Annotated in this window: 20 protein-coding genes; 3 read left to right on the top strand and 17 right to left on the bottom strand. The window is 40.9% G+C overall.

Features of this window, described 5'->3' with window-relative positions; all coding sequences use genetic code 11:
- Nucleotides 1-575: 575 nt before the first annotated feature.
- The 16 genes from EJP82_RS20815 to EJP82_RS20745 all read right to left on the bottom strand — a co-directional run bounded on the left by EJP82_RS20815 (nucleotide 576) and on the right by EJP82_RS20745 (nucleotide 17700).
- On the bottom strand, nucleotides 576-1331 hold the full coding sequence (locus EJP82_RS20815; RefSeq protein ID WP_127193992.1) for a Fic family protein: 756 nt from the start codon (nucleotides 1329-1331) through the stop codon (nucleotides 576-578).
- Between the two features lie 201 nt (nucleotides 1332-1532).
- Nucleotides 1533-2570 (bottom strand): ParM/StbA family protein, encoded by a 1038-nt coding sequence (locus EJP82_RS20810; RefSeq protein WP_127193991.1) that lies wholly within the window; start codon nucleotides 2568-2570, stop codon nucleotides 1533-1535.
- 380 nt (nucleotides 2571-2950) lie between these two features.
- Nucleotides 2951-3091 (bottom strand): hypothetical protein, encoded by a 141-nt coding sequence (locus tag EJP82_RS28020; RefSeq protein ID WP_170220255.1) that lies wholly within the window; start codon nucleotides 3089-3091, stop codon nucleotides 2951-2953.
- A gap of 92 nt (nucleotides 3092-3183) precedes the next feature.
- Complete coding sequence (locus tag EJP82_RS20805) at nucleotides 3184-3780, bottom strand: recombinase family protein (RefSeq protein WP_127193990.1); 597 nt, start codon at nucleotides 3778-3780, stop codon at nucleotides 3184-3186.
- 209 nt (nucleotides 3781-3989) lie between these two features.
- Nucleotides 3990-4697 (bottom strand): hypothetical protein, encoded by a 708-nt coding sequence (locus EJP82_RS20800; protein ID WP_246054351.1) that lies wholly within the window; start codon nucleotides 4695-4697, stop codon nucleotides 3990-3992.
- Between the two features lie 695 nt (nucleotides 4698-5392).
- Nucleotides 5393-6715, bottom strand: coding sequence for a hypothetical protein (locus EJP82_RS20795; protein ID WP_127193989.1), 1323 nt, complete (start codon nucleotides 6713-6715; stop codon nucleotides 5393-5395).
- Between the two features lie 265 nt (nucleotides 6716-6980).
- Nucleotides 6981-7181 (bottom strand): hypothetical protein, encoded by a 201-nt coding sequence (locus EJP82_RS20790; protein WP_127193988.1) that lies wholly within the window; start codon nucleotides 7179-7181, stop codon nucleotides 6981-6983.
- 117 nt (nucleotides 7182-7298) lie between these two features.
- Nucleotides 7299-7712, bottom strand: a complete 414-nt coding sequence (locus EJP82_RS20785; protein WP_127193987.1) for a hypothetical protein — start codon at nucleotides 7710-7712, stop codon at nucleotides 7299-7301.
- A gap of 7 nt (nucleotides 7713-7719) precedes the next feature.
- Nucleotides 7720-8328, bottom strand: coding sequence for a hypothetical protein (locus EJP82_RS20780; protein ID WP_127193986.1), 609 nt, complete (start codon nucleotides 8326-8328; stop codon nucleotides 7720-7722).
- Nucleotides 8325-8534: a helix-turn-helix domain-containing protein gene (locus EJP82_RS20775; protein WP_127193985.1), complete on the bottom strand. Its 210-nt coding sequence runs from the start codon at nucleotides 8532-8534 to the stop codon at nucleotides 8325-8327. The genes EJP82_RS20780 and EJP82_RS20775 overlap by 4 nt, the downstream gene beginning before the upstream one ends.
- Before the next feature lie 472 nt (nucleotides 8535-9006).
- Nucleotides 9007-9960: a tyrosine-type recombinase/integrase gene (locus EJP82_RS20770; RefSeq protein WP_127193984.1), complete on the bottom strand. Its 954-nt coding sequence runs from the start codon at nucleotides 9958-9960 to the stop codon at nucleotides 9007-9009.
- A gap of 159 nt (nucleotides 9961-10119) precedes the next feature.
- Nucleotides 10120-11658, bottom strand: coding sequence for a glutamine-hydrolyzing GMP synthase (guaA, locus tag EJP82_RS20765; protein WP_127193983.1), 1539 nt, complete (start codon nucleotides 11656-11658; stop codon nucleotides 10120-10122).
- 78 nt (nucleotides 11659-11736) lie between these two features.
- Nucleotides 11737-14049, bottom strand: a complete 2313-nt coding sequence (locus EJP82_RS20760) for a transglutaminase TgpA family protein (protein ID WP_127193982.1) — start codon at nucleotides 14047-14049, stop codon at nucleotides 11737-11739.
- Nucleotides 14036-15322 (bottom strand): DUF58 domain-containing protein, encoded by a 1287-nt coding sequence (locus tag EJP82_RS20755; RefSeq protein ID WP_127193981.1) that lies wholly within the window; start codon nucleotides 15320-15322, stop codon nucleotides 14036-14038. The genes EJP82_RS20760 and EJP82_RS20755 overlap by 14 nt, the downstream gene beginning before the upstream one ends.
- Nucleotides 15319-16287 carry an AAA family ATPase gene (locus tag EJP82_RS20750; RefSeq protein ID WP_127193980.1) on the bottom strand — a complete coding sequence of 323 codons (969 nt, stop codon included), beginning with the start codon at nucleotides 16285-16287 and terminating at the stop codon, nucleotides 15319-15321. Before EJP82_RS20750 ends, EJP82_RS20755 begins: the two co-directional genes overlap by 4 nt.
- A gap of 102 nt (nucleotides 16288-16389) precedes the next feature.
- Nucleotides 16390-17700 (bottom strand): polysaccharide deacetylase family protein, encoded by a 1311-nt coding sequence (locus EJP82_RS20745; RefSeq protein WP_246054349.1) that lies wholly within the window; start codon nucleotides 17698-17700, stop codon nucleotides 16390-16392.
- 114 nt (nucleotides 17701-17814) lie between these two features.
- Between EJP82_RS20745 and EJP82_RS20740 the strand changes: the two genes are divergently transcribed.
- Complete coding sequence (locus tag EJP82_RS20740) at nucleotides 17815-18474, top strand: DedA family protein (RefSeq protein ID WP_127193978.1); 660 nt, start codon at nucleotides 17815-17817, stop codon at nucleotides 18472-18474.
- Nucleotides 18475-18486: 12 nt separating this feature from the next.
- Here EJP82_RS20740 and bcp read toward each other — a convergent pair whose 3' ends face one another.
- Complete coding sequence (bcp, locus tag EJP82_RS20735; RefSeq protein WP_127193977.1) at nucleotides 18487-18963, bottom strand: thioredoxin-dependent thiol peroxidase; 477 nt, start codon at nucleotides 18961-18963, stop codon at nucleotides 18487-18489.
- Between the two features lie 132 nt (nucleotides 18964-19095).
- Here bcp and EJP82_RS20730 point away from each other — a divergent pair, with 132 nt between their 5' ends.
- Complete coding sequence (locus tag EJP82_RS20730) at nucleotides 19096-20151, top strand: LCP family protein (RefSeq protein WP_127193976.1); 1056 nt, start codon at nucleotides 19096-19098, stop codon at nucleotides 20149-20151.
- A 71-nt stretch (nucleotides 20152-20222) separates the two neighbouring features.
- Nucleotides 20223-21536, top strand: a complete 1314-nt coding sequence (locus EJP82_RS20725; RefSeq protein ID WP_127193975.1) for a glutamate-1-semialdehyde 2,1-aminomutase — start codon at nucleotides 20223-20225, stop codon at nucleotides 21534-21536.
- Nucleotides 21537-21636 lie beyond the last annotated feature (100 nt).

Genomic DNA, 21636 nt, shown 5'->3' with positions numbered 1-21636 from the left:
ATTTAAGTAAAAATTATCCCCCCATACAACAAAAGCCACTCAAAAGAGTGGCTTTTCCCTATGTAATCGTTCAACTGCATGCTGCTTATCTTCCTCACTAGGCATACTATACCGAAGAATCATATCCGCTGAGCTATGACTTAGGCTTCGAATCACACTTATGTCTTCACCCGCACTTACAAGCCCTGTAATGAAGCTGTGGCGCGTGTCTGGTGAGCGTTTTTGAAGCACTGAGTTTAATGTTCATTCTCGCTTTGCTCACATACCTAAAGAAAAAGTAGACCGCCCTCTGACAAAGGTACGCGATCTACTTTTCTTGTAATTCATCACTTTTTGCTCAAGCCAACTGCCCTTAAAAGCAGCTATCATGATGACCGTAGTTAGCGCTACGGTCTTTTATTAATATATACATATAATAACATTTATATCCTATGATTCAAGCAAAGCTCTTCTACATTCTCACACAGCATGATCTTGAGCATGTGTGGATACGTCTTCAAGGTCTTTTCATCTGAATTATTTTGAACTAACCTCGAAAAAGTAAAGTAGTATCAGCTATATCAAGATGCAATATATCACTCACTATTATGAATCTCTATTCCAGCAATGAAAAAACACTTCTTGAAACTCTCTTCAACGTATTCAATTATCAGCTTCAATAAATCTCCCACATTCCCTGTTGTACTTGCTTTCTCCAAAGCATTAATATATTTGACTCTCTCGCTCACCTTCACGATTACTAGGAGATATCCGAATTGCATTAGTATCAGGTTCATCAAGAGTCTAGCTGTTCGTCCATTGCCATCTCTAAAAGGGTGATTATATACAAGCTTAAAATGAAACTGTACTGCAAGTTCGACAGGATGTAGATACATTTTAGCTTCATCATACCATGAGATTAGCTTCTCCATTTCAGCAGGAACTTGTATGTGGTTCGGTGGCACATGTTCACTGCCAGATATTATTACGTTGGCAATCCGATACGATCCAGCTGCTTCCTTGTCGATTCCTTTCATGATGAGATAATGAATGTTCTTTATTGTATCTTCACCAACCTCAGCATCATCAACTATCGACTCAACATATTCAATTGCTTCATAATGGTTCAATGCTTCAAGGTGTTCTCTGACAGTCTTGCCACCAATAGCGATGCCATCTTCAACGACTACTTTAGTCTCTGATAGTGTCAGAGTGTTACCTTCAATTGCATTAGAGTTATATGTCATATCAACTGCTATTGCACTCTGGAGACTTTTGAGTGCTGCTTTCGGAAGCGGTCTGTACAGATCAAACAGCTTCTTTAGTTCGTCAATCTTATCGAACTTCCCCATTTCCTTATCTCCTTATAACAATTTTCCCATTTCTAACTTCTAATGTCTCTTTATAGGTTAAATCCCTATTTACTCGAGCAACATCTGTTCTTTATCCATTACAGCGACTATGTCCTCGTTGACAGTCTCGTAGAAATCAAGGCTGTGATTTACTCCTACAGCATTACCATCTGTATCAAGCGATTGAACTTTTCTTCTTTGCTACTCTATTCGATTATTTACTTTAGCCACTCCGAATCTATAAAAGCCAATAGCATTAGTGAGTTGACAGTTCTCTACATTAGGAACTTCGATATCCCTTTCCCAGTTGAGAAGGTAAGGTGCAAGAGGTGTAGCTCCGCCACCAGTAAGAAGGATTCGATCAAATTTAGAACGTCTTGTCCAGAGCTGATTGATCTTAGGAATGATGTCATCTATATATTCGTTGAACACGATATCTTTAATCTTTTTTATATCTATCGATACACGCTTGGACACCCGATATGACTCAAGATTATCTCCAAGGAACTGTAACTCTACAAGCTTCGGAGTAGCCTTAGCTTCTGGATACTCTTTGTTTATGTAGTCAGAGATACGTCTGTAAACCTTGAACAATCCCTCAGCAAAAGTGTCACGATCTTCATATACTGCCTTCATCCTATGAATACCATCTAAATTAAACGTTCCAGCACCAACATCAATGATACCAACATGTTCTTCTTCGATGTCTGGATCAACAATGTTACCTTCATCATCGAGGTAGATATACAGAAATGTTCCAAGTGGCTGTGTAAGTATATATACATCTTTCACCTCAATAAATTTCTTACAGCCATTGACTTTCATTTCATGCATTCCCTCAAACACTTTCTTAAGGTCACCTACTTCTCTTGTTCTAATCTGATCTGAAGGAACACCAGTGACTACAATCAATTCATTATGATCTTCTGCCATTTCAGCGAGAGTGAACTCAGATAACAACTTGTATGGTTTTTGAATGTAACGATCATGGAGAGAAAAAGTACTTATTGGGTTTAGTTCCATACAGATGTTCTTCCCCCAGAAGTACGTCTCATTCTCAAATTTAATAGATGTGTACTCGTCTAAATCAAAATATGGTTTTGATAACAATAAATCCTTTCGGATAAATTGATTAGGTAGAAGCAGTTTTTTTTCGCTAGTGTACCCTTTAACATAACCGTTCCCATGATCAATAGCGATTATTTGAGCGTTTAATGCTTTTTTTTGATAATCCGTCATACTCTCACCCCTGTATTCATTAAATAATCACCAACCAAGCATAACTTTTATAGGATTACTTAACTTTTACAAATCAATAAAGCATTCTCTATTGACTCAAAAGCCAAAAGATAGGCATTGAAATTGAACAATATGAAACATTTTAGCTCTCTAATTAATAGCATTATTTCAATCTACTAGTCTCTCACAAAAAGTGTTTACAAGAGTGATAAATATTGATATAGTATAATTTGGTTATTATGATATTTTTAGCAATACTATCATATACATGAGTAATTTTCCATATTTTTTTACAAAAAGCAACTTATTCGTTCGACAGATGTGCTACTCTCTTATACAGACGCAATATAACATCAAAAAGTAAAAAATATCCCCCACATTTAACAATAGCCACTCATAAGAGTGGCTATTGTTAAATAAGCCTCAACCTCAAACAGCGTATCTTCTTGAATTGGCTTGCTATAACGAAGAATCATGTCCGCTGAACATGGATCCAGAATAAACTGTATGTATAAGCTCATACAAACAGAAGCCTTCCTCGCAAGGGTTACCTTTCACATAACATTCATGATCTTTATTTTTCGATTGATACTTTAACATGTTATATTCCTATTCAAATCACAGCTTCTTGTAGTCCACGTTCCTGTAACTCCCGATACAGTGTACTGCGTCCTATTTTGGTAATTTCACATATCTGCTTTACTGTATACTTATTAGTATTCCTATTCACAAATAAATCAATGGCATGATTCAATCCGCTATGTTTACCCGTATATTTCTTTGGGCGCCCCTTATAAACACCTCTTAATTTGGCTTCTGCAATACCCTCAGTCTGCCTTTCTTTAGTCATGTCAGCTTCAAATTCTGCAATACCACTTAGTACAGTTATAAGGAGCTTCCCAATAGCAGTTGCCGTATTAACAACATCTCCACCCATATTTAAAATAACAAGAGCTATCTTACGTTTATTCAGATCATCAATAATTGTTAGTGCGTCTCTTGTACTCCGTGCCAGACGATCAAGCTTTGGAACTACTATTGTGTCTCCTTCACTTGCACTTGCAAGCATCGCTTGCAGTTCCTTTCGCTCTCTAGTCCTACCACTAACTTTCTCTTTAAATATTTTGCCACAGCCATAATCTTGTAATTGTTTAAACTGTACATCTAAATTCTGACCAACGCTACTGACTCTCGCATATCCGTATATCATCTACATCAACCTCGTTCCAATATGTATTATCTAACCATATTGTACCACTATATATGGGACATGCATACGGGACACACCAAACCACTGATAACACTGCATGTCCATTTTGTCCCAAGAGAGTCTACTCATATGAGACATTAAATTTGAAGAGAAATTGACAGTACAAATAATTCTCGCACTCAATTTGAAATACTTCATTACTTAATTTATCAATCCAACCATTTCGTATATGTGTTAGCTGGCGTACTCGTCTTATCATTATTACCTCTCATTACACACATACTCGCCTCTCCTGCGAAATACGATATGTATTTACCTATTGGATGACGATACCCTTCTCTATGTAGCCAAGCATGTTGAAGTGATCCTCCAAGAAATATCGTGGATACACTTGTATTGTCGAGAGCTGTTGCATTAATTGTAACGGATAGGGAGGCTTTTTCAGGGTTTGACGCATTCATACCTTTAATTGTGGAGCTACCAGATTTTTGATACATGATATATGCCTTTGCCGCCCTATCGAATCCATTAACAGCAATCATTGTCGTGAATCCATCCATCTGAACTCCTGCGGCAGCAGATCCGTTAGATAACTTTTCGTCAAACCAGACTGGCGCTAGATTAAATCGAGCATATTTATTGACACAGTTTTGATAACGAGAACGGTGCGCTCCGTTGTTCAACTCATCGAAATGATTTCTCCAATTGTTAAGAACTACACCGATCATCTGCCTAATCCGATTCACTTGTTTAGTGGTAAACCTATTATCCACGTAGAATGTAATCCTATCGGGCAACACTTCACTCACAGGAGCATCTGGAACGGAGACCTGAATCTTCTTATAAGTAGCAGATATCTTCACTCTCTTGATCGGTGGAAACTTGAATCCCTTACCCTTCTTGATATTGCCCATCATTCACCACTCCAATTCAACAAGTTGGGATTATCATATGCTTCGATCGATGTATGGACACCGTAAAAACAGAAAAACTCCCCAAAAAGGGGAGTCGTTTCATGTAACTTATTATTATTGTTCTATGCAGCCCTTATATAACATAAGAGCGTTAGCTTATTATAATGATAATAACCACAATGAACTACATGTTAACGATGTCTTATCGAGAATATTCAAGTTTTCAACAAATATATACGAAACAAGAATAAATAAGGCATACGTCATTTATACTTGTAATTTACAGTCATTTCGAAAAAATCTAATCTGGTATCGGCGTATGTAACAGTGGACGAACTGTAAGAGTCATCTAAAAAAAGATTTCGTTCTGCCGTGAGGGGGAGCGCGCTAGCGCGGGGGTGGTGCGGCAGGTCTGGCGTTGTGAAGTGTAGCGTAAGCGAAACGTAACAATGACAGAGTTCGTTCAGCACCCCCATTATTATTGAGCCGGAATAAAACAGCATCGTAATATCTTCCCCTCACTTAATCTACACCTTCGCTAAAGTTGTATTAGAGTTCCTTCCTATAACCTATACTATAATTATGACACACCCTATAACATATACCTATAACAAGAACTATAACCATACTATATCGATATATAACATTGCCACCACAATCAACTATTGGATCGTAGTGGCAATAATTTCTTTCATATTTCAATCCAAGAAGTCAGAAAGATCACTCTTATTCTTCTTGTTTTCAACATTCTGATTGCGAATACGACTTTGTAAACTTAGATTTGACATATTTTGACCATCAAAGCTAAATTCATCGCGTTCCCACTCTTCATCATAACGCCTTTGTTTATTATTTTTTGATACAATTGCGTCTCTAAAAGACCTAATTTGACGTTTCATTTCATCATCAAATTTAGATTCTTTAATCATTGACGATAATTGTTCTCTTACTGATTGCTTTGTTTCAGCGTAACAACCATCCAACAGATCATTGATGCTAAATGATTTAACATATTGATGGTAAGTATCCTCATTATAAGTTGCATATAATATTTCTCTTACATCGCTTATGTTAATGCCATCATTAAATTCAACAAGTTCATTAGACTTTAGACGAACAACAGTATTTTGTGATTGTTCTACAAATTCTTTTTCGTCTGACTGCTTCTTTCCCCTTGATTCATCATCGATTCGTTTCTGTGCCATGTCTCTCATTCTCGTGAAGTCAAAAGGCTTACTACCTAGCTTTGTAGGATTCTCAAGCTTATTAATGATATTTTCACATTTAGTTCTAAACTTATTATCCTTTGATGTTAGATATATGTAAAAGTCCTTATCAGTTAACTTTGCACCTGTTTTGCCCCAATTGTTTGATCTAGTTTCTTCCTCAACTGAATCAATAACTAAATCATCATCATTGTCATCATCTTCTGGTGTGAAGTCATCATTAACTTCATATTCATTAGTTTCTTGCCGCCACTCACCCTGATCATTGACATAATACTTGCCATTACTAACATTGATTATTCCAATGGATACCATCTCAAGTATTTTCGTCTTGGCATGTTTTGATGAACAATCTAAAATACATGCCCACTCATCAAAAGAAATTGCTCTCTTACGTATCTTGATAGCACATAGAACCATATATTCTTCGATGCCAGTTGTATTATTAAAAAATGAATAAGGTATTTTCTCATAACCTCTAATAAAGGTCTTGAAACGTATCTCAATGCATTTTTCCTTTCTAATATCAACGTCATCGAATATCAAGATTTTCTTATCTCTCAACGATGTCAAAGCTTCACAAATATACTTTCTATTGTCTTTGTCTTTCTTAACAAAATGAACCTGAGACGATAATAAACCCAGATTTGTGATAGTATAATCTATATACATAAACGATCTCATAGCATGTAAATAGGAATATAAATAAAGTTCCCTTGGATTCAATTTAGACTTTCCGTCTCGATCAAAAAATGCATTAGCAACAGGTATAAATCTTTCATCGTTCTTTGCCATTAAAATAACCTCCATGAATAATAACCAAACCAATTAAATTAAAAAATAAACATACCTTCCAGCTCTCGCAGAGAGTCACTTCTATGTAATAAGTATTCTTTGTAATAAGTTTTCTTTGTATACTGTGTAAAATCAGTACCAAATCAGACCGTTTTTATCTTAGATGACAGTCCGAATCAGACCTTGTTTTTCCACAGTGACAGTCCACAATAGACCGTATTTTTCTCCTTAGGTACTAAAACATACCGTTATTTTCCACTCGTTATTATATACCATTCTTATTTAACTTTCTATACTCACTAATAGCATCTTGCAATTCATCTGTACCAGCAAACTGCCAGAACTTGTTGTGAGTACGCTCATGATAAGCTGTGCAAACGTAATCAATATTCTTCTGGAATTTTAGAAACTTAAACAGTTCCAAGCTATAGCAATAGAAGAAGTCATGCTTATTTAAAGTATTCATATATAATCCAACTCCTAATTATTAATCTTTTTCTGTAACTGGATTTCGTTTTAAGCTTCTTGAAGTTCAGGTGTAATCTCATACAACCTAAACTTTCAGGGCTGTATTATTGTTTTTTTATCCAAACGTCGCTGTAATCCCAGTAATACTACTACAGGCAAAATGGAGAGTATCTGCTGAAATCGTCATAGCATCACTTTTACATGTGATACCAGATGAATTTGTAAACTTAATTGATTTCAAACTTTGATCTAATGACTTTCCTACCGTTATTGTATTCCCAACTTTAATTCCATTCTCAACATCGATGTCTACTCCACTGATTATTCCGCCCTTGATGTAATTAGCACTAATCTTCCCAGCTCTAATCTGATCTGCTGTAAGGGATCCAGTATATATCCCATTAGCATCTATGTATGTCAACTTGGGCGAATTGTCCATTAATCCACCCAAATCAGATGCTCTCGGTTGACTGGTTACTTGCCCCCAGCTGATCGTTGCGTTCGGCCCCATTTTAACATTCTTACTCATTAACAATTTAAATCACCGCCTGATAAATACTAGTTCCTTGATTACTAATGACGTGCATTTTCATAACGCCACCAACAGAATTGTCTGATTCACTAACATACTTAAATGCGTCATACATCGGTTCACATGGTTCAGATCCATTGAAATGATCTAAGAAATAGCTCATCGCAAGATCTTGAGAGTATCCACTCGTCTGAACTGAGGAATCGATTATCTTATGTGGTGTGTAGCCATCAGATCTGCACAATTTAATGTAGCCGCTCTCATTTCTGTGTATGTCAAAGAAACCAATAATAGTTGCCATATCTGTGCGGTTATTCCCTTCAAAGTAATTAGGATACTTGAAATGGAAATCATTATTTATTCTTATACTTTCTTCTTGTGCGATCATCGCAATCTCATCTATGTTCTTATCTTTTGATTTTGAAGTTACAACTGTTCTTAATTCCTCTGCACACGTAACAATGCCTGACGTAAAGATCGATACATGTTCATTGATGAGCGTTAACTTTTTGAAGTCATCTCCAGCCACCTCACCATATTTAGTTATTCTTCCATCAGATGCTATCACTAAGTATTTCATATAAGGATTATTTGCTACAATACATAAGCTCATGATTGCCACTCCTCACATAACTCAATATATTTAATGAGCCGTTTCTTTGAAAAGTTGACTTTTCCATTCTCCCACCTGCTGACGTGTTCAAGCTCACACCCCAGATGGTCAGCTACTTCTCTCAGCTTGATCCGCATCTTAAGCCTTATCATCCGACATTCTTCCCGTACTAAACTCGTTTGTTCAAATTTCTTTTCATGTCTCACAGTTAAATCTCCTTTGTAAACAGCAGAAAAAGCCTGCTACAGATGTAGCAAGCTCACGCTATATTATTTGTCGTGGTTTCAATGTGACCTCTTTCACCACTATTATAGTATAACACAAAAAGTTATTTATGTCAAAAAATAGATATATTCAGTAAAGTATTATATTTCTGGACCCTCGTACTCACACAACCTAATTCAATCAACATCCAACCACTCAAAGCCGTTCACATAACAGCCAATACTTTTAATCCTATGTATGTTGAAGTTAAGTTTATTCCTTTTGACACTAGATCATGTAACACTCCATCATCAAACGGTCTATAACGACTTATATTACTCCTCTGCATCCTAATTATACATTTCCTCATTAAGTTCGTTACAAGAGCTTAAAATGCATACTAGAAGTTGCTATAAGCTATTATAGTGTTGCGTCCTCCTCAATAGCCAACCACTCACCTATCAACGACCTATTTCAGGTATTGGGGTTAGCATTTTGCTTTATCTTCAAAAGTTTTAATGGGCTATGAATACGTCCAATCTCTAGTATATCCTCTTGCTCTAATCCCCTTAAATACTTGGAAGTTATTTGCGTATCATAATGTCCCATCAGTCTACTCAAGCTGTAAATATCAATCCCATTCTTTAACTGCTTTTGTGCGAAAAAATGCCGACAATCATGAGGTGAGCATCTAACTTCTTTTCGTACTCCAGCATTAATACAATGCTCCTTTAAAATCTTATTGATACGTGAGCGGGATAACCTTACAGCCGATTGATCTAGGAAGTAGTAACCCTCTATTTCATCCTGTAGTCTTTTTTTGAATCGCTCCTTCTTTAATACCTCGTATTTCCTCATGTACTTCCGCATGATATTACTAATGTACACCAGACGCTGTTTAGAGCCTTTCCCATGAATTAATATATGTCGCCTAGCTATGTCACTGTCTTTAATGTCACACAGTTCAGAAACCCTTATACCTGTGTCAAAGAGCATAATAAGAATGAGTTTGTCTCGAACATTTGAATACGTCTCTTCTTTCAGATCATTAATGATACGTGATACTTCATCGTCATTGAACGTAACAATAACTGTCTTCTCTTCCTTGAGGTTACGAATCCTCCGCATTGGGTTATCCTGCTCATCAATAAACTCTTCGCTTACCAAGTATTGAAAAAACACCTTCAAAGTAGCGATAGTGTTGTTAATTGTTCTGTTAACTTCACTTCCGACACGTTGACGTTCCTGTATATATCTTTTGATATGAAGTGGTGTCACATCCTCAGTTTCTACAATACTTAACACATTTACTGTGAACTCTTCCCATCTCCACAATCGGAATAGACAAAGATCGATGTACTTCTTTTCTCTACCTAGAATTTCTTGGTTCAGCCTAAAGTCCTCGATTAGTTCATTTATTTTAGTCATAAAAAATACTCCCTTCTATTCGCTAAATAACGCAAATAAAAGAGAGTAATTTTTTGCACTCAATTGTTGCAGGTGTAAGTGGAATATCTCCGATGTCAACGCCGCTACGCCTTATGTAGCAAGGATTAACAAGCGTAGAACATCGTCAATATTTAAAGTCTATTCCCACTCAATCGTTGCAGGTGGTTTCGAAGTAACGTCGTAGACGATACGGTTTACGTTTTCTACTTCGTTTACGATACGAACAGAAATTTTCTCAAGCACATCCCATGGGATACGTGCCCAGTCAGCTGTCATACCGTCGATGGAAGTTACTGCGCGGATACCTACTGTGTAAGAATAGGTTCTAGCATCACCCATAACGCCTACACTCTTCATGTTCGGCAATGCGGTGAAATACTGCCAGATCTCACGATCAAGTCCTGCCTTAGCGATTTCTTCACGCAAAATGAAGTCAGAATCACGAACAATCGTAAGTTTCTCCTCTGTCACTTCGCCGAGTACACGAATCGCAAGTCCTGGACCTGGGAATGGTTGTCTCCAGACGATCGCATGTGGCATACCAAGCTCTTCGCCGACTTTACGTACTTCGTCTTTAAAGAGTGTGTTCAACGGCTCGATTAGACTGAATTTCATATCTTCAGGTAATCCGCCAACATTATGATGCGATTTGATCGTTTGTGCTGTCGCTGTTCCGCTCTCTACGATATCCGTATACAACGTACCTTGCGCTAGGAAATCAAAATCACCGATCTTAGCTGATTCTTCGTCGAAACAGTAAATGAATTCATTACCAATAATTTTACGTTTCTGCTCGGGATCATCCACACCTGCCAGCTTGCTGAGGAAACGCTCGCGTGCATCAATCTTCACGACATGGATATCAAACTTCCCAACAAATGTCTCCATGACACTCTCTGCTTCGCCTTTGCGTAGCAAACCATGATCAATAAACATACATGTCAACTGATCGCCAATCGCGCGGTGAATAAGCATCGCCACTACGGAGGAATCGACACCACCACTTAGTGCGCAAAGTACTTTTTTGTCGCCAACCTTATTACGAATATCTTGAATCGCATCCTCGATAAACGTCTCCATACTCCAGTCGCCTTTACAGCCACATACTTCAAACAGGAAATTAGAGATAATCTCATTACCATGCACTGAGTGCCGCACTTCAGGGTGGAACTGTAAACCAAACATCCGCCGTTCTTCATTAGCAAAACCTGCGATAGGTGCATGCTCAGTCGAAGCATCAATGCGAAATCCTGTCGGAAGTTCCACAACATGATCTCCGTGACTCATCCAGACAGTTTGTTTAGCATCCAGGCCTTTTGTCAGCACAGAATGATCTGCAAAATCCACATCAGCCTTTCCGTACTCACGCTTCGCTGCACGTTCTACCTTGCCGCCCAAATCCTGAGCCATTAGCTGCATACCGTAGCAAATCCCAAAGATAGGTACTCCAAGATCATAGATAGCTGGATCGATCTTCGGAGCATCCTCCGCATAAACGCTTGATGGTCCTCCAGAGAATACAATTCCTTTCGGAGCCAATTCACGCAGACGATCTGCTGTTGTGTTATATGGCAATAATTCGCTGTAAACCCCTAAATCCCGAATTCTTCTTGCAATTAGTTGATTGTATTGTCCACCAAAATCTAGGACAACAATAATTTCACTTGGCTTTTTCATTACCGAGCCTCCCTTAATTCATGACACTAATTATACGAAACGACAAAAGAGATCGTCAAGGAAGATCCATTTGAGATGTTATTCCTGCTGAATTGCCAAATTCCAACACTCTTTCAGGAAGGTCCTACTCCCCTTCCGATCTAGTCCATTTCCGCCATAATAAAGGGATTCCCAGACGGTTACAAAGCGTTCCAATGCTTCTCCTCTTTCACTATTTTCCCGAATGATGGATTGGGCATATTCCCTTGCAGTTATCATAAGTGGCTTTGGTCCATGGATCAAATACACTTCTCGCCATACTCGTTCCGCTGCGTATAGCAGCTCCATTCGATTGGGAAAGCGACGATAAGGCTTGATTACCAGCAACCATAAGAACACGATATTTTTGCGAAACATCATCTCCCTACGCATGAGTGAAACAAACCCAACTCCTAATACTATTGTAATCCCAGTTACCCCATATTTATGTAGCCACATCTGAAGTTTTGGGACAAACTCACTTATCCCATGATATATAGTCAATCCAATGTTTCTTATAAACGGAACCAGAGTCGATAACCAGGTGGTCTTTCCGTCATTATACGATGTATCAGACTCAGTAGGATCGTTATTATACCCAGGTGTAGGATCAAATGGCACCCACCCTTTCTCGGGAAAATACACCTCAACCCATGCATGCGCATCCGCATAACTTACATTGTATTGATGGTTATACTGCTCACTCGGTTCGCCTGGAGAGAATCCTTTTACCCACCGGCTCGGGATGCCTGCACTCCTCAGTAGTACAGCCATGGCAGTGGAGAAATGATCACAGTATCCAATACGATCTTCGAAGAGAAATTGATCTACGAAGTCATTGCCCTGCGGCGGTACCTCAGAAGTGAGGTTGTAGGTATAATGAGTCTTCAAATAGTCCATCACGGCTAGGACAGATTCATAACGGTTCTCTTTATCCTTGACCAAGCTGATACCAAGACTCCGCACCCGTTCTGGTAAAGTCTCAGGAATTTGTAAGTAACTCTGTGAAATTTCATCGGGATCCGTCCCTTGAATATTACGAAGTTGGTCACTTGGAACCGTCTGCAGTTCCACCGTCAGTTCATAACCATGAATGGGTTGTGAAGCTGGGACAGAATCAAGCAAAAAGGCATCCGCTCCATCGTCAAACTGAGGTATTATCTGGGATGATCCAGCCTGAACACTCCCCATATCAATCCCACCTACACTCACCGGGAGTCCGCCCCCCATAAGTACTACCTCGCCGCTCATAGGTTCAGCAAATGTAATACTTTGTTGGATTAATTCATTCCCAGTAGGGGAAATACTCCTAGGTAAAGTTGAAGCGATTCTCTCACCGTGGGCACTCCTCATTGATGGTGACTGTGTCCAACCACGTCCGTTGTACGTACTCTTACTCTCTCCGCGCCAATAAGTTGGAACGGGAGAGATCGCCGTGAAAAAAGGCTCCTGTCGCAAAGTCAAAGGAGCACCTAGTACAGTATCGTCACGACTATAGCCTGATACAGCAGAATTTGAACGCTGTTCCCCGCTTAAAGTCGTGCCACTCCACCCCTCAACAGCTTGGATTGCTTTGTACCACGGAATGTTCGCCATGGGACGAACGGGGATCACTGAACCGAGCAATACAGCACCGAGAACACAACCTATTGCAGTTGCACTCCCAACCATAATCCACGTTCTACGGGCACGAGATGCGGTAGCTATAAGTTTATTCTCCCCCTCCAGAAAAGGGGTCTCTGCAGGAATCATAAAGACTAAAACTTGTAAAACCAACCCCCAACAGGTCGCGCGGATTAATCCTTCATATATGGGCAACTCCAAAGCCAGATCAAGAGCTAACAAGTATAATAAGGTGGCTGAAAAGAATAACAGAATACTTCCCTTACTTATAGCTAACATCTGCACAGAGACAACCAGCAACGTCCAACCGATCAGTAATAGGAGCGCACGTGATTCCATACTAATTCCATACAATCTTCCTGACTGAAATATCTCAGCTACATCGTTAATCCCAACCTTTAAATAACCAGTAAACCAGGACAACCCCTTCTCTTGCCCGTAGAGGTAAAACATCGTTGCTATAATGAGCAGCGGTGGAAATGATACATGTACAACTACAGGGAGTCGTAAACAACCAATACACAATAAGACCCCCGTTAATACGAAGAAGGTGTTAATAATTATAGTTTCACCTTCTTCTATAAATGAATACAGCGGATAAAGCCATTCACTGAATAACCCAAATAGCAGTAGTGATACTACCATCCGTAGCCCCCACTTCTTCAGGGCACCATATTTATCTCTGCTAGTCTGGACATTTATAAGCGAGCGATCAGGGAATCCTTGCATCTTAGGCTTAGGCGCTAACATAACTTGTCCCTCCTGCCGTCCTAGAATGAGTCCCTCTACTTGGCGAAAGGTACCGAATGACTACGCCTGACTCCCGAAGCCGAGTACTCCACTCATTTACCTCCGTGCTGGCTGCTGCACTATAGACACACCATACTTCAGGTTGAACTCCGCTATACGTAAGCTTCAAAAGGCATTCAGCCAGTTCAGTGGTCATGATCCCAGTGACGACTGTCAGTAATGGATACCCTCCTGATCGATGTAGATTAACCCTCTGAAACATTTCAGAGATTGGTCTTAAGCCTTTACTATCCTGCAGAACGTCAGCTAGCATGTCCAATCCTTCGCTCAGTCCCCGGTTACCTGACAGCTGTAATGGATCTTCCATACCTCCGTGGCAGAAATAAATGTCTCCCTTCTCGGAAGCAACTTCCCTCTTAAGCCAGGCGGCCGCTGCTGATACAGCTAATTCAAACATCCGGTTTGTCCCTTGCAGATTTGACATTTCAGGAGTTCCATTCTCATTCGGAGGCTGGGTGTAAGATCGACTTCTTGTATCGAGAAGTAAGTAGTGCGGTGCTCTTCCTGTTTCATCTGGAATACGGGTCATTAATGTCCCCCGCTTGGCGGAACTCTTCCAATTTATGCGACGTAATGGATCTCCTGCTTCATACTCCCTTAAGCCTCCCCCCACCTGGGAAGAAGCTTTAGGTAAGGATGATATTTCTGCGTCATCATTTCCCTCTTCCATCCCCTCTACCAAGGAGGAGACAAACTTCAAAGAAGAAGGGTGGACAATAAGTACGTCTTGCCCTTCTATGTACAGACTTCTTTTAAACCAACCGAATGCATCTCCCCACGTTACTAATATAGGACCATCCACATAAATTCCACGAGGCAATTCCTTTAGGGAGTATGTACCGGTATATTCCCTTCTAAATCCAGCAAACCATAATAATCCTCTTTGCCCTTCTGAAATGCTCTTGCCACTACGCGAAGAGGATACAGCAAAGTTATCCCTAACTTCTAGCCATAAAGGTGGAAAACCACCTGAGACAGTAATAGATAAAGTAACTTCAACATCATCACCCACCGAGGGGGTGACTGGAGACCATGATCTCGTCACAACAGCTTCTTTGGGTCCACCAAGCTGGACTACTGCTCCTTGAAGAACAACAAAGAACAATGACAGCACTAAGAACAGCGAGGAATTTCCTCCCCGCCATCCATACAATGCCACTAGAAATCCCAAGCAAGCTCCAGCAATTATCCATATCCGAATACTACTTCTCATGAGGTCAATCCTTTGGCTCGACTGAACATCGGAACGGAAGTCTGGTTCAGTAGATCCATAACAACTTTATCCCCACTGGCACCCGACATTCTGGCTTCCGTTCTTGGCACAATCCGATGCGACAGAACAGCTTCCGCTACCGCCTTTACATCATCAGGAATCACATACATGCGTCCTTTGATATAAGCCATAGCCTGAGAGGCCCCCATCCATGCCAACGTTCCGCGCGGACTGATTCCAAGCAAAGTTTGTGGATGATTTCGCGAGACTTGCGCTACTTCAACCAAATACTTCTTGATAACCTCGTCCACAAATACCGACCTAACCTGGCGTTGCATCTGAACCATCTCTTCGGGTAGTAACACCGGTCTCAATTCCTCAACGGGCCGCGACTCTTGCAAACGTCCCAGCATTTCAACCTCCTGATCCGGCCCGGGATACCCAAGTGTAATCCGCATCAAGAAGCGGTCAAGCTGTGCTTCGGGCAATCGGTAGGTTCCCTCATACTCCAACGGATTCTGTGTCGCCAGTAATAGAAAAGGTTTAGGTAAAGTATGTGTTTCACCATCAACAGTGACTTTACGCTCTTCCATAGCTTCTAGTAGCGCCGACTGCGTTCGTGGAGCAGCACGGTTAATCTCGTCTGCTAGAACGATATTAGATATAATTGGTCCCGGTCGGAATTGAAATTGTCCATTATGATTATGGTACACCGTTACTCCTGTCACATCGGAAGGCATTAAGTCAGAAGTAAATTGAATCCGTCCAAACGTCCCCCCAAGACATGCAGCTAACGTGCGAACTAGTAGTGTTTTCCCCACACCAGGTACATCTTCCAATAATATATGACCACCATAAAGCATCGCTACGACGGCGAGCTCTATTTCTTTCCTCTTTCCTACGATCACAGTGTCCACTCTATTTACGAGTCGCTCTAGTAAATCACAAGCTTGATCGTGATTCATTTCATTTCCCCTCCATCTCCGCGTACTAATCTATTAATAGTTTCGCCAGAAGCTATCGAAAATAGACGTACAAGAGAGAGGATTTTTTCGGAAATATTTCTCTTACAATGCTTGGACTCGGTTCTCCTCCACACCAGAAATCACGGAGACTACATCATGACCCGTCGTCTCCAGTAGGGTCCGTAGTGGTAACCATAACGAGCCATTCTTCACTTCAAGCTTAACCCCATTCTGTTCCAGAAGTTGTCCTTGTACTTCTACGGCGAGTGTGTTCTTCTCTGTATCGAGAGTTACTGTAGCCTTCCCCCAACTTATTACAGCACTTCGTCCCTTGTGATTCCAGCTTACTTTAGCACCCAGTCGCTCCATCGTCGCACGTAGGGGAACTAGATACTGTCCATTACGAAGTTCATATTCTCCAGAATTAAGTTTCATTTCCACACCACCCGCTTCGACATATAGAGCTTTTGGTGGACCAAATAGAGCTGAATTCGGAACAATATGACTCTCCACCCATGCAACAGAAGGGTTGGTACGTCCTTTAGATTTCACCTTTGAATCAATCGTAAATTGCACAGGTTTCACTTCATCCGTTAAAGCACGAAACTCATACCCCTTATCTTTATAGAAGGCAATAATTTCGGGGAGAGCCTTCACCGTCTCACCATGCCCTGCACCATCATGCATAAGTACGATGACTTTATCTTTCTGTTTAGCTGAAGTAATATTTCGGATAATCTCTGCAGCCGGAACTCCTTTTCGTTTGGAATCTCCCGTATCGAGATCCCAATCGAACACTTTGTAGCCTCCTTGCTCCAAAAGATTGAAGTATGTGTCATCAAAATGACCGTAAGTTCCACCCGGTGCACGCACCAATTGTGGGCGGAAACCCGTAATCTCATTTACTACTTCCTCGGTCTGCTTGATTTGTCTCCAAAATTCGGTAAAATTGTGGTATAACTTATCGTATTCATGGTTGTATGTATGATTACCAAGGGCATGTCCTGCCTCTACAATCCTATTAATAATTTCAGGGGAGCGTTTGGCTTGTGCTCCTAGTACAAAGAAGGTCGATGGAGCTTTCGCTTCTTTCAGAATATCCAGCACCTGATCAGTTAAATCACTAGGTCCATCGTCAAAAGTGAGATATACTACCTTTTTCTTATCCTCTACTTTGGCTAATTCTTGTTTTATTGGCAAAGCTGTTAAAGAGACTCCAACAGAATCCCTTGTACCTGCTGTGTCTACTTTCTTTACTTTGTTCAACACTGCTTGAGACCCTATCCCAGAACGGGCGGTAGCTTCCGGCAAGATCACCTTCTCACTGTGAAACTGGGTAATCACGATCATTACCGCGATCAAGACCGCAGTGATCCGAAGTATCATTAAACCGGAAATCCCTTTTCTGCTCATATCACTTCTACCTCCACCGTTTATACGATTCATTTGGCTTTCTGGTAGATTGTATGAAGATAGAGAATGAAATAGACTAGCGTTACGAAGATGATTTGGAGCGTGATTGGATTAATGGAAGTTCTTGAGAGAATAGAAGCATTATTTAATGATTACGGATATTGGGTTGTTTTCGTAGGTTTATTGCTCGAATTCATTGCACTCCCTTTTCCAGGCGAGACATCAATGGCTTATGCGGGGTTTCTATCCTATAAAGGGGTATTGGACATACAATGGCTCATTCCGCTGTCCTTTTTGGGTACTACACTTGGTATGACCATCACCTATTGGATTGGACGGAAGGTAGGTCTTCCCTTCATCACAAAATACGGCAAATGGGTATTCCTCTCCCCTCAGAAGTTAGACAAAACGAAGTTTTGGTTTGAAAAATATGGCTATTCACTGATCTCCCTCGGTTATTTCATTCCGGGTATTCGTCACTTTACTGGCTATTTCTCCGGAATTATCGTTGTCCCTTTTCGTAAATTTGCGGCATATGCATACAGTGGTGCTTTAATATGGACGATTCTATTCCTTAGTATCGGCAAGGTATTTGGACCAGCATGGACTAAAGTATTCGAACTAGCAATCAAGTATTTATTATTGACATCACTTGCCATTGTAGCGCTTCTCCTTGGCTATATTTTGCTTCGCTATCGTAAGGGTATTTATACCTTCTACCTTAAACGCTTTAAGAAGCCACAAGCCGAACCTTCAAAATCACGGCGAAACTAAAAAAGAAGGAAATCAGATTCCTCCTTTTACTGCCTCCAGCACTTCATCTGTATGCCCCTTAACTCTCACACCTCGCCACTCTCTGAGCAGCCTTCCTTCCTCATCAATCAGAAAAGTGGAACGAACAATTCCTTCATATTCTCGTCCATATAACTTCTTGATCTGCCAGACACCGAACATGCGACATACCTCATGATCTACATCAGATAGTAGTGGAAAAGTTAACTCTTTCTTCATAATGAATTTATCATGCGAGGTTACTGTGTCACCGCTAATTCCAAATACCACGGTATTGTGCTCGGCAAATACACTACTCAGATCACGAAAGTCACAAGCTTCCTGCGTACAAGCCGGGGTCATATTTTTGGGATAAAAATAAATGACGACCTTTTGCCCACGGAATTGACTCAGCGAAATCTCTCCCCCTCCACTAGCGGGTAACTTAAATTCTGGTACAGGTTGTCCTATTTTAACTTGAATTTCTGACATGTCATATTCCTCCTCTTGGTTTGTGTAAAATAGAAAATTGATTGTATTTACAAAAGAAATTATAATGTAATGATATAATGCACTACATACTAAAACAAAACTTATCGTTTTTTGGTGAAAGGAACGAACATAATGACGAAACGCACAAAGCGAGCGATCATCTGGTCTGTTGTTGGAGTCTTGATCGCTATAGCCGGGCTCGCGGCTTATTATTTTATCGCCGTTTACAACCAGGTGGATAATTTCCAAAAGGAAGGTGAAAATTCTCCCTTTTATAATGTCCAGCCTCCTGAAGCCCAAATACCAGAGCCCCCTAAATGGGAAGGTACAGAGCGGGTTAACATCCTGCTAATGGGCGTTGATGCCCGTGGTTTGAAGAAAGGTGAGGTCCCTCGTTCGGATACAATGCTAGTTGCTTCTATTGATCCAGTATCCAAAAAAGGATATCTCTTCTCCATTATGCGTGATACTTATACTAAGATACCAGAGTACGGTAAAGATCGCATTAATACAGCGATAACACACGGTCCAAATACAGCGATGCAAGCTGTATCCGACTTACTCGGAATCCCCATCCAGTATTACGTGTACACTGATTTCCAAGGTTTCATCGCTTTGGTTGATGCTGTAGGTGGTGTTGATTTCTACGTTGAGAAAGACATGAAGTATAGTAGTAAAGCAGATAACCATGAATATGATATCGATTTGAAAGAGGGACAACAGCATTTGGACGGAACTACGGCTCTTCAATATGTAAGGTTCCGCCATGATGCCATGTCCGACTTTACACGAACAGAACGACAACGTAATTTCCTTAAAGCTTTTGCTTCAAAAATGAAGTCTACTACAGCTATCATGAGTTTGCCTTCTATACTTGAAAAAGTTAATCCTTACATCGACACCAATCTTTCCGTCAATGACATGTGGAAGCTTGCCACGGTGGGCTATGACAGCCAAATTATCGCCAGTGAGCAAATCCCACCCATGTCACTGCTAATTGAGCAGAATATCGGAGGATCCGATGTGCTTGGCGTTCGTAGTGAAGAGGAATTGAAGGCTTACGTACAGGAAGTACTTAATAAGACAACAGAAGTTCCAGAAGATAGCAGCACAAATACAACCAATACCGACACTGGGAATAGTTCAGAAAAGACGAGTACTGACACTCCTTCCTCCTCAGAGCCTTAAGCTCTGGGGAGCTTGTTTTGTCCCTCACCCTCATCTCTTTTGAACCTACTATCGAAAGGAAGTTTTAATTCATGAACCGTACCAAATCTGAATATTTATATGAAGAAGCACTCAAACATATTGTCGGTGGTGTCAATAGTCCCTCTCGCTCATTTAAAGCGGTCGGTGGCGGGGCACCTGTTTTTATGAGTAAAGGTCAAGGCGCACATTTCTGGGATGTTGATGGCAATAAATATGTCGACTACTTAGCTGCCTATGGGCCAATCATTACTGGACATGCACATCCGCATATTACACAAGCTATAACTGAAGCCGCTGCAAACGGTACTCTATACGGAACACCTACGGAGCTTGAAATCAAGCTTGCCAAGATGCTGAAGGAAGCTATTCCTTCCATGGACAAGGTGCGTTTCGTCAATTCAGGAACCGAAGCTGTTATGACGACGATTCGTGTGGCACGTGCTTATACGAAACGTAATAAAATCATCAAATTTGCGGGTTGTTATCATGGTCATTCGGACCTGGTTCTAGTCGCTGCAGGTTCAGGTCCCTCCACGCTTGGGATTCCAGATAGCGCTGGAATTCCTGCCAGTCTAGCGCAGGAGGTTATCACCGTACCATTTAACAATGCTGAAGCACTACATGCAGCTCTTGAGAAATGGGGAGACGACGTGGCAGCCGTCATGGTTGAACCGATCGTAGGTAACTTTGGTATGGTTATGCCCAAAGCAGGATTCCTCGAGGATCTCTGCCGTCTGGCTCGCCAATACGGAGCACTCGTCATTTATGATGAGGTCATCACCGCTTTCCGTTTCCATTATGGTTCAGCACAAACCTATGAAGGTCTTGCTAACCATGAGGCTATCAAGCCTGATCTTACTGCACTTGGCAAAATCATTGGTGGCGGCCTGCCGATTGGCGCTTATGGTGGTAGCAAAGAAGTTATGGAGCAGGTTGCTCCACTCGGCCCAACTTATCAAGCGGGTACGATGGCAGGTAATCCGGCTTCCATCTCCGCTGGTATCGCTTGCTTAGAAGTACTGCAGGGCGAAGGCGTATATGAAGAGATGGAACGCCTTACTATACGATTGACTGATGGTATCGCTGATTCAGCCAAGCGCCATGGAATCCCACTTACGATCAATCGCATCCGCGGCTCTTTCTCCACTCATTTCTGTGATCATCCTGTCACCGATTATGACGAGGCACAAGACACAGACGGTGAAGTGTTTGGCGCATTCTTCCGCAACATGCTGAACCGAGGTGTCAACCTGGCACCTTCAAAATATGAAGCCTGGTTCTTAACTACAGCCCATACGGATGAAGATATTGACTTCACGTTGGAAGCTGTTGAGGCATCGTTTAAAGAAATGGCATCTAAATAAGACATTTCAGAATAATATGATATACGCTATAACGAACAAGCCTTACAAGCGGGCGACCACTTGTAAGGCTTGTTTTTCGTATCCATTGATATCACTACAT

Origin of the sequence: Paenibacillus anaericanus, assembly GCF_003994475.1 — a bacterium.
Taxonomy (GTDB): domain Bacteria; phylum Bacillota; class Bacilli; order Paenibacillales; family Paenibacillaceae; genus Fontibacillus; species Fontibacillus anaericanus.
Note: the sequence above shows the minus strand (reverse complement) of the source record. Positions and strands in the feature narration are given on the sequence as shown.

What these genes read in the sequence shown, in the direction of transcription:
- EJP82_RS20810 (WP_127193991.1), bottom strand. Translation starts at nt 2,570, where the DNA reads ATGACGGATTATCAAAAAAAAGCATTAAACGCTCAAATAATCGCTATT.
- EJP82_RS20815 (WP_127193992.1), bottom strand. Translation starts at nt 1,331, where the DNA reads ATGGGGAAGTTCGATAAGATTGACGAACTAAAGAAGCTGTTTGATCTG.
- EJP82_RS20750 (WP_127193980.1), bottom strand. Translation starts at nt 16,287, where the DNA reads ATGAATCACGATCAAGCTTGTGATTTACTAGAGCGACTCGTAAATAGA.
- EJP82_RS20770 (WP_127193984.1), bottom strand. Translation starts at nt 9,960, where the DNA reads ATGACTAAAATAAATGAACTAATCGAGGACTTTAGGCTGAACCAAGAA.
- EJP82_RS28020 (WP_170220255.1), bottom strand. Translation starts at nt 3,091, where the DNA reads ATGAGCTTATACATACAGTTTATTCTGGATCCATGTTCAGCGGACATG.
- EJP82_RS20795 (WP_127193989.1), bottom strand. Translation starts at nt 6,715, where the DNA reads ATGGCAAAGAACGATGAAAGATTTATACCTGTTGCTAATGCATTTTTT.
- EJP82_RS20780 (WP_127193986.1), bottom strand. Translation starts at nt 8,328, where the DNA reads ATGAGCTTATGTATTGTAGCAAATAATCCTTATATGAAATACTTAGTG.
- EJP82_RS20745 (WP_246054349.1), bottom strand. Translation starts at nt 17,700, where the DNA reads ATGAGCAGAAAAGGGATTTCCGGTTTAATGATACTTCGGATCACTGCG.
- EJP82_RS20740 (WP_127193978.1), top strand. Translation starts at nt 17,815, where the DNA reads ATGGAAGTTCTTGAGAGAATAGAAGCATTATTTAATGATTACGGATAT.
- EJP82_RS20785 (WP_127193987.1), bottom strand. Translation starts at nt 7,712, where the DNA reads ATGAGTAAGAATGTTAAAATGGGGCCGAACGCAACGATCAGCTGGGGG.
- guaA (WP_127193983.1), bottom strand. Translation starts at nt 11,658, where the DNA reads ATGAAAAAGCCAAGTGAAATTATTGTTGTCCTAGATTTTGGTGGACAA.
- EJP82_RS20755 (WP_127193981.1), bottom strand. Translation starts at nt 15,322, where the DNA reads ATGAGAAGTAGTATTCGGATATGGATAATTGCTGGAGCTTGCTTGGGA.
- EJP82_RS20725 (WP_127193975.1), top strand. Translation starts at nt 20,223, where the DNA reads ATGAACCGTACCAAATCTGAATATTTATATGAAGAAGCACTCAAACAT.
- EJP82_RS20790 (WP_127193988.1), bottom strand. Translation starts at nt 7,181, where the DNA reads ATGAATACTTTAAATAAGCATGACTTCTTCTATTGCTATAGCTTGGAA.
- EJP82_RS20760 (WP_127193982.1), bottom strand. Translation starts at nt 14,049, where the DNA reads ATGTTAGCGCCTAAGCCTAAGATGCAAGGATTCCCTGATCGCTCGCTT.
- EJP82_RS20805 (WP_127193990.1), bottom strand. Translation starts at nt 3,780, where the DNA reads ATGATATACGGATATGCGAGAGTCAGTAGCGTTGGTCAGAATTTAGAT.
- EJP82_RS20730 (WP_127193976.1), top strand. Translation starts at nt 19,096, where the DNA reads ATGACGAAACGCACAAAGCGAGCGATCATCTGGTCTGTTGTTGGAGTC.
- EJP82_RS20800 (WP_246054351.1), bottom strand. Translation starts at nt 4,697, where the DNA reads ATGATGGGCAATATCAAGAAGGGTAAGGGATTCAAGTTTCCACCGATC.
- bcp (WP_127193977.1), bottom strand. Translation starts at nt 18,963, where the DNA reads ATGTCAGAAATTCAAGTTAAAATAGGACAACCTGTACCAGAATTTAAG.